Below are 14205 nucleotides of genomic sequence, written 5' to 3'. Positions count from 1 at the left end.
GGCGGTGTTTCATTTATAAGACGCTTTGTAACCCTCGGGCCTGTCCGCCTTGGTCGCGGGAGGGCTCTGGGCTGGGACTGTCCGACAATTGCGGGTGGGCGTGCCAGTGGGGTAATGGCAAAAAGAGGCGATGGAATGGTCATTGCCGTCGCTGTGCGGCGGAAAATGCCTTCGCGAGCAAGCTCGCTCCCACATTGGAACGCAATACCCTGTGGGAGCGAGCTTGCTCGCGAAGGGGGTCAGCCGGGTTTACGCCGATGCGATGCGCACCTGCTTCTCCAACTCCACCTTCAACCCCGGCTCCAGCTTCAACTGCCGCGCCAGTTCATCCAGATAGCTTTTCTCCATGAAGTTCTCCTCATCCACCAACATCACACTGGCGATGTACATCTCCGCTGCCATCTCCGGCGTGCTCGCGGCCCGGGCGACGTCGGTCGGGTCGAGGGGTTTGTTGAGTTCGGCGTGCAGCCAGTGCTGCAGCTCCTGATCGTTGTCGAGCTTGGTGAATTCGCCCTCGATCAGTTGACGTTCGCGGTCATCGATATGGCCGTCAGCTTTGGCGGCAGCGACCAAGGCTTTGAGGATGGCCTGACTGTGTTGCTCGGCTTGCGCCGGTGGCAAGCGGTCGAGGGTTTGCGGTTCGGTTTGCGGTGCGGTGCCTTTCTGGGCGTTGTAGTTGCCGTAGGCTTTGTAGGCCAGTACGCCAAGCGCTGCGAGCCCGCCGTAGATCGCAACTTTGCCGCCGACCTTGCGCACTTTCTTGTTACCAAGCAGCAGTCCCATCGCGCCAGCCGCCAATGCACCGCCACCCGCACCTGACAGCAGACTGCCGAGGCCACCGGAGCCAGACGCGCCGCCGAGCAAACCGCCCAAGCCACCGCCAGCCGTTTTGTTCTGCGCTCCGCCAGCCTTGTTCTGCAAAAGATCCTGGCCCGATTTGAGTAGCTGATCGAGCAATCCACGGGTGTTCATGTCACGCCTCCAAACTAGGGGTATCCGGCTCTATAAGGCCTTCAGCCTAGTTCGAAAGTGCCCACGACCTGCCAGTGAGTGTGCTTCCAGATATTGCTGCTCTTCCTTGTGCGCCATAAATTGAAGAAGCCCACCCACTGTGTTCAGTCATCAAGGCATCAGAACAAAATCGTCAAACACCCAGGCAACGTTACCTCGTGCGACAAGCTCCAATCTCTTGATATTCAACCCTGAAAATTCAATAACTCTGTATGGCCTATCAAGTCTGACTTGTCCGAGAGAGCGGCCGTCGTTGTCATAAAAATGAACTTCGCCATAAGCAGCTGTAGATTGGTTTCCGTAGAACTGAAAGCTCACCTTTTGGCATGCTCGAACGAACGTAAGTTCTGCCTTCTCTTGCGCCAATACATACCAATGAAGCTGTTTTCCGGGTACACCAGTACCTATTTCAGCATGTGTGTACACAGCCGGATTTGGCTGGTGAACTACAGTCGTTAACAGTTTGAAGGTAAGAACCGGCGTCACGAGAATTTCATTAGCTCGGAAGATCTTCCGCGAAAGCTCATTATCAAAGTTCTCGACCAACAATGTCTTGACCGTATAGATCCTCTCCGGAAACTTCACGACCTGCTTGCCATCGGGGCTGCCCGAATAATTCACGCTCATACCGATTCTTAGCTGGCTTGAGTCATGCAGCGTGAAAAGCCAGTCCAATGGTATTGAACGGCTCAGCCCTGAAGCTGGAGCGAGAATCCCCTTATCCTCGAAACTCGTCGCTTTACCCTCTCGGTCTGTCCCGCTGTAGATAAACGAAACCAGTTGGTTTTTGACCTGATGGGGCCACTGCCTGACATCCAGAAGCGTTTGCGCGTGCAGTTGCGTGACGTCCAGATCGCCACCATGCGCATCACCGATAATCGGACTCGGCAGGTCAGGATGGTAGTCCGTAATGGGCCCGATAGTGGCCGCAAGTATTGGCGAAGTCTGAATCGGCTTGTCACCGCGCAGGTGTACAAAACTGAGCTCCACCCGCTTGCCGAGATTCGCCGCAATGAATGCGCTATCGAGTTGAAAGTTGGCCCGACTGTTGGAATTCAGCGACTTGGGCTCGAAGGTTGGAGATCCCGCTCCCGCGGCGCCATTAACGATGAGGAGGAATTTTTCGTCCCGGCGCGGAAGATAACCGACGATTTCGACCCGACCCGTAGCACCTTGCAGATTGGCAGAGTCCAGTGGGTCGAGAACTCGTTTGACCGATTTGAGCAGCTGCGGTGCAAGCAACGCTGGCAACCCCTCGCCCTTTACTTTGGCAGTGGTGACTGCCGAGTTGCCGACCGAGGCGCCCTCTCTGATAAGTGTGTAGGTCACCGACACGTCACTACCAGCGATAACGCTCTTGTTCTCGATCTTTAAAATGCTCGGTTGCTTCTGCCCGAACTGGTCTTTGCCGACGGTGCCCGTGGCCGTAACGATAACGTCCGGGTTGCCTGTGACTCTTGCGGTGAAGGTGGCAAAGATCAAATCGCCAAACAGGAAACGCGGATCACTGGTGAGTACAACGATCAGCAAATCATTTGCACCGAGCTTCTCAAGTTCGATATCCGGGTCATCGTCGGGACCATCAAGGATTTCGCGCAACAAAGCCTTGGGCAATCGACTACCCGCCAAATCCACATCAATGGTTTGCACAGCCGACCAGAGTGAGTCCGGATCGGGATTGTTACCCAACTGATCGGTAACCGTATAAGAGATGTTGAATTTCGGGTGATCCCCGGCCTTATCCAAGTCTGCGCGGGTGACGCTGAAACAGACCTTGACGGGATCACTGGACCACGGATCTGGCACCTCTTCCTCTGTGACATCGTGGTAAACATCATGGCCGTTGAGGTTCAATCGAATGCGGTCAAAAGCACGGCAATACGGGTATGACACGCAGACTTGGGCACCGGCGGCAGGAAAGTCCGGGCCAACGCCGTTGCGCCAGGCGTCGGACAGAATCAATTCAAGTTCCGAATGTGCTCCGTCTCCCGGAGTGGTGTCTTGATTACCGGGACGGACCTTGTTGTATAGCACCTCCAGCGGTGGCTCGGAGGTGCCCTTGTTTTCACTGCCCCGCTTCACGGTACAGGTGATCCGGTTAACCACATCGGGAAGCAGTAACTTATGAGGAATGTGCAGTGTTACAGCATCGTCTTCGGCGAGCGTCTGCACACTGTCGATGCCGGGTTGACCATTCAGATTCAAAAACACCGTATCGCCCCGTCGCTGGTTCAGATACGGATCGAAGACGACTTTTGCGCCTTCCGGCGCCAAATCATAGATGCGCAATGGAACACCCAAATGCGCGCCTTTGACCGGTCGTGTGGCTTCTGGCAGATCAGGTGGACTCAACGCCAGCACCTGATTGTCCACCTCCATGACACCTGACATCAGCTCATCACTTTGTGGCAAACAAGTCGGAGCTACCGGTTCTGAGCTATCAGACTGCCCGGTGGGGACCGTGTCCATGTGAATCTCCTTATCGCAAATTGAACGCCAGAAATCTCTGCAATCAGTGAGCGCGATAAGGGCCAGATGGACAACTGTCAGAAATTACAGGTCGAGACCCTTTCCCGACGAATGGCAAGAGCAAACCGGCGAGTCATTTTCGGAAATCGATCCATCGACTAAAAAGATATACAGTCCGAGCCATCGATTAAATCGCCCATCGGGTATTCCCGTCATGATGACCCTGCGCCAGATCCGTCATTTCATTGCCGTGGCCGAAACCGGCTCGATCTCCGCCGCCGCGCAAACCGCATTCATATCCCAATCGACCCTGACTCTAGCGATCCAGCAATTGGAAGAGGAAATCGGCGTCAGCCTGTTCAGCCGTCACGCCAAAGGTATGACTCTTACGCACCAAGGTCATCAGTTCCTACGCCAGGCACACCTGATTCTGGCGACCGTGGACAATGCCAAACGCAGCCTTCAGCAGAGCACTGATCAGGTTGCCGGGCAGTTGATCGTGGGTGTGACCAGTCTGGTTGCCGGTTATTACCTCGCGGATTTGCTCACGCGGTTCCAACGCGCCTACCCCAACGTCGAGATCCGCGTGATGGAAGACGAACGCCCCTACATCGAGCATTTGCTGGTCAGCGGCGAGATCGATGTCGGCGTATTGATCCTCTCCAACCTCGAAGACCGTCACGCATTGCAGACAGAAGTGCTGACCCACTCGCCGCACCGTTTATGGCTTCCAGCCCAGCATCCACTGCTGGACCACGACAGCATCAACCTCGCCGACGTCGCCCGCGAACCGTTGATTCAACTCAACGTCGATGAAATGGATCGCAATGCCCAGCGTTTCTGGCGCGGTTCCGGGCTGCAACCAAAAATAACCCTGAGAACAGCCTCCACCGAAGCCGTGCGAAGTCTGGTCGCCGCCGGATTGGGCGTGTCGATTCAGCCGGACATGACTTATCGCCCGTGGTCACTGGAGGGCGACATCATCGAAGCGCGGCCCATCGCCGACCTCAACCAGACCCTCGACGTCGGTCTGGCCTGGCGCCGTGGCACCGCGCGCCCCGCATTGGTCGACCCCTTCCTGACCGTGGCCCGCGAACAACCCCACGGCGGACGCAAGCCATCTATTTAATCGAACGCTGCCTTCAGTATTTAGAATTTGTCGACCTCGGAGCCGCGCACTAGTCTTGCTGCATCTATAAGACGGCCGGCTCCCGATATCAGGGAGCAACAATGGCCACACAAGAAAAGAGATCGCGGAAAATGGCTGGCGCGCAGACCCCGATGTGTACCGCGTTGTTGATCGATGGCGAATTGGTCGCTGGGGAAGGTTTCGTCGAGCCTATTCTCAACCCGGCCAACGGTGAAATCCTCACGCACATCGCCGAGGCGAGCACCGAGCAAGTCGAAGCCGCCATCCTCGCCGCCCACCGCGCCTTTGCCGAATGGTCGCGCACCACGCCGCAGCAACGCTCGAATCTGTTGCTCGACATCGCCAACGCCGTGGAAAAACACGCCGACCACCTCGCCCGCCTCGAATCGCTGAACTGCGGCAAGCCGTTGCACCTGGCGCGTCAGGACGATTTGACCGCGACCGTCGATGTGTTCCGTTTCTTCGCTGGCGCCGTGCGGTGCCAGACCGGTCAGCTCAGCGGCGAATACCTGCCGGGCTACACCAGCATGGTGCGGCGCGATCCGATTGGCGTGGTCGCTTCGATTGCGCCGTGGAACTACCCGATCATGATGGCCGCGTGGAAAATCGCCCCGGCCCTCGCCGCCGGCAACACGCTGGTGTTCAAGCCCTCCGAACACACGCCGCTGTCGATCCTCGCCCTGGCGCCGGCGCTGGCCGAAATCCTCCCGCGCGGGGTGATCAACATCATCTGCGGTGGCGGCGAAGGCGTCGGCAGCCATTTGGTCGGCCACGCGAAAGTGCGAATGGTCTCGCTGACCGGCGATATCGTCACCGGACAGAAAATCCTCCAGGCCGCCGCGAAAACCCTGAAACGCACGCACCTAGAACTCGGCGGTAAAGCCCCGGTAATCGTCTGCAACGACGCCGACATCCAGGCCGTGGTCGATGGCGTGCGCACTTACGGTTACTACAACGCCGGGCAGGACTGCACCGCCGCATGCCGGATCTACGCGCAGGCCGGGATTCACGACAAATTGGTCGCCGAACTTGGCGCCGCCGTCAGCAGCCTGCGTTTCGCCGGCAAGCGTGACGCCGACAACGAGATCGGCCCGCTGATCAGCACCCGCCAGCGCGACCGCGTGGCCAGTTTCGTCGAGCGCGCCCTCGGTCAGCCGCACATCGAACGCGTGACCGGTGCGGCGGTGCATTCCGGCGCCGGTTTCTACTATCAGCCGACGCTGCTCGCCGGTTGCAAACAGAGCGACGAAATCGTCCAGCGCGAAGTGTTCGGCCCGGTAGTCACCGTGACCCGTTTCGACGAACTCGCGCAGGCCGTCGACTGGGCCAACGACTCCGAATACGGCCTTGCCTCGTCGGTCTGGACACAGAACCTGGACAAGGCGATGCAAGTCGCCGCGCGCCTGCAGTACGGCTGCACGTGGATCAACAGCCATTTCATGCTGGTCAGCGAAATGCCCCACGGCGGGCTGAAACGCTCCGGTTACGGCAAAGACTTATCCAGTGATTCGCTGCAGGACTACAGCGTGGTGCGGCACATCATGGCCCGCCACGGCCAGCATCTCTGACTACGCTAATAACAAGCCGTTAACGGCATGCTTCACCGCGTTCACAACTGCCCCGACCATAATTTAAAGAAGAGGGTTCAACCATGTTCGTGCACAAGACCGCACTGCTCAGTGCAATCACCACGGCCCTGCTGGCCAGTGCCAGCCTGCAAGCGGCCGAGCCGTTAAAGGCTGTCGGTGCTGGCGAAGGTCAGCTGGATATCGTTGCGTGGCCGGGTTACATCGAACGTGGCGAGAGCGACAAAGCCTACGACTGGGTGACCGGTTTCGAAAAAGAAACCGGCTGCAAGGTCAATGTGAAGACCGCCGCCACCTCGGACGAAATGGTCAGCCTGATGGCCAAGGGCGGTTACGACCTGGTCACCGCGTCGGGCGATGCGTCGCTGCGGTTGATCGTCGGCAAGCGTGTGCAACCGATCAACACCGCGTTGATCCCGAACTGGAACACCCTCGACCCGCGCCTCAAAGACGCGCCGTGGTACGTGGTCAACCAGCAGACTTACGGCACCCCGTACCAGTGGGGCCCGAACGTGCTGATGTACAACACCAACGTGTTCAAGACCGCGCCGAGCAGTTGGAACGTGGTGTTCGCCGCTCAGGATCTGCCCGACGGCAAGCCGAACAAGGGCCGCGTGCAGGCGTATGACGGCCCGATTTATATCGCCGACGCGGCGCTCTATCTGAAATCGACCAAGCCTGAACTGGGCATCAAGGATCCGTATCAACTGACCGAAGATCAGTACAAAGCCGTGCTCGACCTGTTGCGCGCGCAGCAGCCGCTGATCCACCGCTACTGGCATGACACCACGGTGCAGATGAGCGACTTCAAAAACGAAGGCGTGGTGGCGTCGAGCGCGTGGCCGTATCAGGTCAACGGTTTGATGAACGAGAAGCAGCCGATTGCTTCGACCATTCCGAAAGAAGGCGCTACGGGCTGGGCCGACACCACCATGTTGCACGCCGAGGCCAAGCATCCGAATTGCGCTTACAAGTGGATGGACTGGTCGCTGAAACCGAAAGTCCAGGGTGATGTAGCGGCGTGGTTTGGTTCGTTGCCAGCGGTGCCAGCGGCGTGCAAGGAGAGCGAATTGCTCGGCGCTGAAGGTTGCAAGACCAACGGCTTCGACCAGTTCAACAAGATCGCCTTCTGGAAAACTCCGCAGGCTGAAGGTGGCAAATTTGTGCCGTATAGCCGCTGGACGCAGGACTACATCGCGATCATGGGCGGCCGCTAGCTCTCAATAACGACGCGGCCTGCTCCCTTTCCCCCTCGCCCCCCTGGGGGAGAGGGTTGGGGTGAGGGGGTAGCTTTTGACCTTGCCTTTGACTTCAGAGCAACGGCCAATAAGCCACCCTCACCCCCAGCCCTCTCCCGGAGGGAGAGGGCGCTAAAAGCAGATCGCATCTCGTCCGCCGAATGTGTAAGCCAAGCAAACCGTAAACGATTCAGATTTTTCAGAAGTCCAGGCTGGGCCGCTGCGACGGCCCTCGCCTTTTTGGAGCACCGCACCATGACGCTTGCAGTCCAGTTCACCAACGTTTCCCGGCAGTTCGGCGAGGTGAAGGCCGTTGACCGGGTTTCCATCGATATCGAGGACGGCGAGTTCTTTTCCATGCTCGGCCCTTCCGGCTCGGGCAAAACCACCTGCCTGCGCCTGATCGCCGGGTTCGAACAACCGAGTGCTGGCTCAATCCGCATCCATGGCGCCGAGGCGGCCGGGTTGCCGCCGTATCAACGTGACGTCAACACGGTGTTTCAGGATTACGCGCTGTTCCCGCACATGAACGTGCTCGACAACGTCGCCTACGGCTTGAAGGTCAAAGGCGTCGGCAAGACCGAACGGCACAAACGCGCCGAAGAAGCCTTGGACATGGTCGCCCTCGGCGGTTACGGCGCCCGCAAACCTGTGCAATTGTCCGGTGGTCAGCGCCAGCGTGTCGCCCTCGCCCGCGCCTTGGTCAATCGTCCCCGCGTGCTGTTGCTCGATGAGCCTTTGGGCGCGCTCGATTTGAAATTGCGCGAACAAATGCAAAGTGAATTAAAGAAGCTGCAACGCCAGCTCGGCATCACCTTCATCTTCGTCACTCACGATCAAACCGAAGCGCTGTCGATGTCCGATCGCGTTGCCGTATTCAACAAGGGTCGCATCGAACAGGTCGACACACCGCGCAATCTGTACATGAAACCGACCACCACATTTGTCGCCGAATTCGTCGGCACCTCGAACGTGATTCGTGGTGATCTGGCACGTGAAATCAGCGGTCATCCGCAACCGTTTTCGATTCGCCCGGAACACGTGCGTTTCGCCGAAGGCCCGCTGGCCAGCCACGAAATCGAAGTCAGCGGATTACTCCACGACATTCAGTATCAGGGCAGCGCCACGCGCTATGAATTGAAGCTGGAAAACGGCCAGACCTTGAGCATCAGCCACGCCAACAATCAGTGGATCGACAGCAGCGCACAACACCAGACTGGCCAACGCCTAAGCGCACGTTGGGCGCGGGAAGCGATGATCCCGTTGCACGACACCGTGACGAGCGGGGTGTGACATGAGCATGCTCACGATGACTGCATCGCCGCCGTTGCGCCGGTTTTCCAACCTGCTTTACCGCAAGCCGAACCTGTATCTGTCGATGCTGCTGGTACCGCCGCTGCTGTGGTTTGGCGCGATTTATCTCGGCTCGCTGCTGGTGCTGTTGTGGCAGGGTTTCTACACCTTCGACGACTTCACCATGGCGGTCACCCCTGACCTGACGCTGGCCAATTTCGCCGCGCTGTTTCAGCCGTCGAACTTCGACATCATCCTGCGCACGCTGAGCATGGCCATCGTCGTGTCGATCGCCAGCGCCATCGTCGCGTTCCCGATCGCCTACTACATGGCGCGCTACACCACGGGCAAGACCAAGGCGTTTTTCTACATCGCGGTGATGATGCCGATGTGGGCCAGTTACATCGTCAAGGCCTATGCGTGGACGTTGCTGCTGGCCAAGGGCGGCGTGGCGCAGTGGTTCGTGCAGCACCTGGGGCTGGAGCCGGTGTTGCAGTTCATTCTGGGGATTCCCGGGGTGGGTGGCAGCACTTTGTCGACCTCGCATCTGGGGCGATTCATGGTGCTTGTTTATATCTGGCTGCCGTTCATGATTCTGCCGATTCAGGCGTCGCTGGAACGTCTGCCGCCGTCGCTGTTGCAGGCCTCCGCTGACCTTGGTGCGAAGCCGCGTCAGACCTTTATGCAGGTGATTTTGCCGCTGTCGATTCCGGGCATCGCCGCCGGTTCGATCTTCACGTTTTCGCTGACCTTGGGCGACTTCATCGTGCCGCAACTGGTCGGGCCGCCGGGCTACTTTGTCGGCAGCATGGTGTACGCGCAGCAAGGTGCGATTGGCAATATGCCGATGGCGGCGGCGTTCACGCTGGTGCCGATTGTGTTGATTGCGGTTTACCTGTCCATCGTCAAACGCCTGGGGGCTTTCGATGCGCTCTGAAAGGGCTTCAATTGGGTTGAAAATCGCAGCCTGGGGCGGGTTGGTGTTTCTGCACTTTCCGATCCTGATCATCTTCTTGTACGCCTTCAACACCGAGGAAGCCGCGTTCAGCTTTCCGCCGAAGGGCTTCACCTTGCACTGGTTCAGCGTGGCGTTTTCGCGGCCGGATGTTCTGGAGGCGATCAAGCTTTCCTTGCAGATCGCGGCCATCGCCACGTTGATTGCGATGGTGCTTGGCACGCTGGCTTCGGCAGCGCTATACCGCCGCGATTTCTTCGGCAAGCAGGGCATTTCGCTGATGCTGATTCTGCCGATTGCGCTGCCGGGAATCATCACCGGGATCGCACTGCTGGCGACGTTCAAGACGCTGGGGATCGAACCGGGGATGTTCACCATCATCGTCGGCCACGCGACCTTCTGCGTGGTGATCGTCTACAACAATGTTATCGCCCGCCTGCGCCGTACTTCACACAGCTTGATCGAGGCCTCGATGGACCTCGGCGCCGATGGCTGGCAGACCTTTCGCTACATCATCCTGCCCAACCTCGGCTCGGCGTTGCTGGCCGGCGGCATGTTGGCGTTTGCGCTGTCGTTCGACGAAATCATCGTCACCACGTTTACCGCCGGGCATGAGCGCACGTTGCCGTTGTGGCTGCTCAATCAACTGAGCCGGCCACGGGATGTGCCGGTGACCAACGTCGTCGCCATGCTGGTGATGATGGTGACCATGTTGCCGATTCTCGGCGCGTATTACCTGACGCGTGGTGGCGAGAGCGTCGCTGGTAGCGGCGGTAAATAACCGAATAACTGAAAAAACCGAATCCCGTGTAGGAGCTGCCGAAGGCTGCGATCTTTTGATCTTGATCTTCAAAGCAACATCAAAAGATCGCAGCCTTCGGCAGCTCCTACATGGGTTCGGTTTCGGCAGAACAATAAAAGCGTTAGTGAGGACAACAGACATGCAAACCAAACTCTTGATCAACGGCCAACTGGTCAACGGCGAAGGCCCGGCGCAACCGGTGCTTAACCCGGCGCGCGGCGAAGTCCTGGTAGAAATCAACGAAGCCAGCGAAGCCCAAGTCGACGCCGCCGTGCGCGCCGCCGATAACGCCTTCGCCGATTGGTCGCAAACCGCACCGAAAGACCGTTCGCTGCTGCTACTCAAACTCGCCGACGCCATCGAGGTCCACGGCGAAGAACTGGCCAAACTGGAATCCGCCAATTGCGGCAAACCCTACAGCGCCGCGCTCAACGACGAGATTCCGGCGATTGCCGACGTGTTCCGTTTCTTCGCCGGCGCCAGCCGTTGCATGAGCGGTTCGGCCGCCGGCGAATACTTGCCCGGCCACACCTCAATGATCCGCCGCGACCCGGTCGGCGTGATTGCCTCCATCGCGCCGTGGAACTACCCGCTGATGATGGTCGCCTGGAAAATCGCCCCGGCGCTGGCCGCGGGTAATACCGTGGTGCTCAAGCCGTCGGAACAAACGCCGCTGACCGCGTTGCGTCTGGTCGAACTGGCGTCGGAAATCTTCCCGGCTGGTGTACTCAATCTGGTATTTGGTCGCGGTCCTACCGTTGGCAGTCCGTTGGTTACCCATCCGAAAGTGCGCATGGTTTCGCTGACCGGCTCCATCGCCACGGGTGCCAACATCATTTCCAGCACCGCCGACAGCATCAAACGTATGCACATGGAGTTGGGCGGCAAGGCGCCGGTGATCATCTTCGACGACGCCGATATCGATGCGGCGGTGGAAGGTATTCGTACCTTCGGTTTCTACAACGCCGGGCAGGATTGCACTGCCGCGTGCCGGATCTATGCGCAGCAAGGCATCTACGACAAGTTTGTCGAGAAGCTCGGCGCGGCGGTGAGCACAATCAAATACGGCTTGCAGGATGATCCGTCGACCGAGCTGGGGCCTTTGATCACCGCGCAACATCGTGACCGTGTTGCCGGGTTTGTCGAGCGTGCTGTGGCGCAGTCACACATTCGTTTGATCACTGGTGGCAAGGCTGTTGACGGTAACGGCTTCTTCTTTGAACCGACCGTGCTGGCCGATGCCCAGCAGGACGACGAGATCGTCCGCCGCGAAGTGTTTGGGCCGGTGGTTTCCGTGACCAAGTTCACCGATGAAGCGCAGGCACTGGAATGGGCCAACGATTCGGACTACGGACTCGCGTCCTCGGTGTGGACAGCGGATGTAGGACGCGCGCATCGCATGTCGGCGCGTTTGCAGTACGGCTGCACGTGGGTGAACACGCACTTCATGCTCGTCAGCGAAATGCCCCATGGCGGTCAGAAATTGTCCGGTTACGGGAAGGACATGTCCATGTATGGGCTGGAGGACTACACCACGGTTCGGCATGTGATGTTCAAGCACTAAGCCTTTAAAAGCTTCGCGAGCAGGCTCGCTCCCACAGGGGTAAGTATTCCAAATGTGGGAGCGAGCCTGCTCGCGAAGGCGTCACCCCGGTGTCAGGAAGAACCCGGATCACGCACCACCAGGATCCCAAAACAATAACCACCGAACCGGGCGGCGCCTGCATGGCCCCGCCACGGCCTCGGCCATCCGAAATCTGCCGATTCCACGGAGCAAAACACACATGAGTTCCTCACCCGATCTCGCCACAGCCGTTGCCGACAGCGATGCCGAACAACTGCGCAAACTGGGCTACACCTCCAACTTCAACCGCAGCATGAGCCTGTGGGAAAACTTCGCTTTGGGCTTCACTTATCTGTCACCGGTCGTAGGGGTTTATACCCTCTTCGGCCTGTGCCTCGCCGCCGGCGGGCCACCGATGTTCTGGGCCTACTTGCTGGTCGGTTGCGGCCAATTGCTGGTGTGCCTGATCTTCGGCGAAGTGGTTTCGCAGTTCCCGATTTCCGGCGGTGTTTACCCTTGGGCACGCCGATTGGTCGGTAAAAAATGGGCATGGATGGTCGGCTGGATCTACTCCATCGCCCTCTGCGTCACCATCGCTGCCGTTGCCGTCGGCGCTGGCCCGTACCTGGCTGCCATGCTCGGTTTCGAGCCAAGCAACAACACCAACATCGTCATCGCCCTGGTGCTGACCCTGTTCGCCACACTGGTCAACCTCAGCGGCACCAAAGTGCTGGCGCGCATCGCCATGTTCGGCTTCCTCTGCGAACTGGTTGGCGCAGTGATCGTCGGCGTTTACCTGCTGGTGTTCGAACGCCATCAACCGCTGAGCGTGCTGTTCAACACCTTCGACATCAGCGTCGATGGCTCTTACCTGCCGGCGTTCCTCACCGCATCGCTGGCGGGGATGTTCCTCTACTACGGCTTCGAGGCCTGCGGCGACGTCGCCGAAGAAACCCCGAACCCGAGCGCGAAAATCCCGGTGGCCATGCGCATGACCATCTACATCGGCGGCATCGCGGCGATGTTCGCCTGCCTGGCGCTGATCCTCGCCGTGCCGGACATGCAAGCCGTGATCAACGGCACCGACAAAGACCCGGTCACCACCATCCTCAACAATGCCTTCGGCCCGGTCGGTTCGAAAGTGGTGATGGGCGTGGTGATGATTTCCTTCATCTCCTGCGTCATCAGCCTACAGGCCGCGGCTAGTCGTCTGCTGTACTCCTACGCTCGGGACGAAATGGTCATCGGCAGCCGACTGCTGAAAAAGATTTCTCCTACCACCCAAGTACCGGTTGCCGCACTGTTCGTGTCTGGCGTCCTGCCGGCACTGATCATCGCCCTTGGCTTCTTCCTGCAAGACGCCGTGGCCACCATCGTCAGCTTCGCCGCCATCGGCATCTACCTCGCGTTCCAGATGATCGTCCTGGCCGCGCTGTACGCCCGTAGCAAAGGCTGGAAACCCAGCGGCAAATTCACCCTCGGCGCCTGGGGCTGGCCGGTGAACATCGGCGCGCTGGTGTATGGCGTTGGCGCAATCATCAACATGGCCTGGCCACGTACGCCGGATGCCGCGTGGTACGTGAACTATGCGATGGTATTGAGCACGGCCATCGTGATTGGTTTGGGGCTGGTTTATATGTGGATTGGCAAGCCGTATGACCATGGGAAGGCGCCGGCTGGGGATGCTTGGAAGGTGAGTCGCTAAGAAGAATCACCCCGGAATCGAGATTTGATTCCGGGGTCTCCTCGAAGCACTGTCATCAATTCATCAGTACGCCATTTGATATCGGCTTTACCTCTAACAGCTTCGAAGCGATCCAGATCGATCACCTTTCTCTTTTTACCCTTCGCTTCATCTTTGCTCACAGAATTGCTTCTCCCTTTTCCCGATTGCTAACTCATAAAGGAAAATCTTCGGTGCAGGGATGGTTTAGCAGCGGAATCTAAAAAAACAGGAATTTCCTACAGACACAACCTGCCTGAAAAAGCCCCATTTCCTACGATGTGTGGCGAAAGGGTAGACTTGTCGCCGCAAGCGCCTGACCGATAGGCTTTATCCCGTCGCTGTTAATTCAGCGATCCGGGGTCGAAGCCGGAAACTGTCAAAACGGTGCTTGCATGCCCTCCATTGAACTGC

Annotated in this window: 11 protein-coding genes; 8 read left to right on the top strand and 3 right to left on the bottom strand. The window is 58.6% G+C overall.

The features are described from left to right. Positions 1–249 precede the first annotated feature (249 nt). The gene (locus PspR84_RS05805) at positions 250–972 is read right to left on the bottom strand and encodes a tellurite resistance TerB family protein (RefSeq protein WP_150775853.1); all 723 of its coding nucleotides are present in this window, start codon (positions 970–972) and stop codon (positions 250–252) included. Between the two features lie 150 nt (positions 973–1122). After that, on the bottom strand, positions 1123–3480 hold the full coding sequence (locus PspR84_RS05800; RefSeq protein WP_160056127.1) for a hypothetical protein: 2358 nt from the start codon (positions 3478–3480) through the stop codon (positions 1123–1125). Between the two features lie 214 nt (positions 3481–3694). Between PspR84_RS05800 and PspR84_RS05795 the strand changes: the two genes are divergently transcribed. From PspR84_RS05795 to PspR84_RS05760, 8 genes are all read left to right on the top strand, one after another. After that, on the top strand, positions 3695–4609 hold the full coding sequence (locus PspR84_RS05795; protein WP_160056125.1) for a LysR family transcriptional regulator: 915 nt from the start codon (positions 3695–3697) through the stop codon (positions 4607–4609). Between the two features lie 131 nt (positions 4610–4740). Beyond that, positions 4741–6198, top strand: coding sequence for a gamma-aminobutyraldehyde dehydrogenase (locus PspR84_RS05790; RefSeq protein WP_160060055.1), 1458 nt, complete (start codon positions 4741–4743; stop codon positions 6196–6198). An 83-nt stretch (positions 6199–6281) separates the two neighbouring features. Continuing rightward, positions 6282–7433, top strand: coding sequence for a putative ABC transporter substrate-binding protein YdcS (ydcS, locus tag PspR84_RS05785; RefSeq protein WP_077571276.1), 1152 nt, complete (start codon positions 6282–6284; stop codon positions 7431–7433). Positions 7434–7709: 276 nt separating this feature from the next. Further along, positions 7710–8747 carry an ABC transporter ATP-binding protein gene (locus PspR84_RS05780; RefSeq protein ID WP_008081594.1) on the top strand — a complete coding sequence of 346 codons (1038 nt, stop codon included), beginning with the start codon at positions 7710–7712 and terminating at the stop codon, positions 8745–8747. Positions 8748–8763: 16 nt separating this feature from the next. Next, entirely contained in the window at positions 8764–9684 is a 921-nt protein-coding gene (locus PspR84_RS05775) for an ABC transporter permease (RefSeq protein WP_160060054.1), read from the top strand. Next, positions 9674–10483, top strand: a complete 810-nt coding sequence (locus PspR84_RS05770) for an ABC transporter permease (protein WP_160056123.1) — start codon at positions 9674–9676, stop codon at positions 10481–10483. Before PspR84_RS05775 ends, PspR84_RS05770 begins: the two co-directional genes overlap by 11 nt. Positions 10484–10643: 160 nt before the next feature. After that, positions 10644–12068, top strand: coding sequence for a gamma-aminobutyraldehyde dehydrogenase (locus PspR84_RS05765; protein ID WP_160056121.1), 1425 nt, complete (start codon positions 10644–10646; stop codon positions 12066–12068). Between the two features lie 220 nt (positions 12069–12288). Further along, positions 12289–13773 (top strand): amino acid permease, encoded by a 1485-nt coding sequence (locus PspR84_RS05760; protein ID WP_007908950.1) that lies wholly within the window; start codon positions 12289–12291, stop codon positions 13771–13773. Here the strand turns inward: PspR84_RS05760 and PspR84_RS05755 are convergent. Beyond that, complete coding sequence (locus tag PspR84_RS05755; RefSeq protein ID WP_160056119.1) at positions 13770–13934, bottom strand: hypothetical protein; 165 nt, start codon at positions 13932–13934, stop codon at positions 13770–13772. The genes PspR84_RS05760 and PspR84_RS05755 overlap by 4 nt on opposite strands. Between the last annotated feature and the right edge of the window lie 271 nt (positions 13935–14205).

Source organism: Pseudomonas sp. R84, assembly GCF_009834515.1.
In the GTDB taxonomy this organism is placed as follows: Bacteria; Pseudomonadota; Gammaproteobacteria; order Pseudomonadales; family Pseudomonadaceae; genus Aquipseudomonas.
This window is presented reverse-complemented; position numbering and strand designations above follow the sequence as displayed.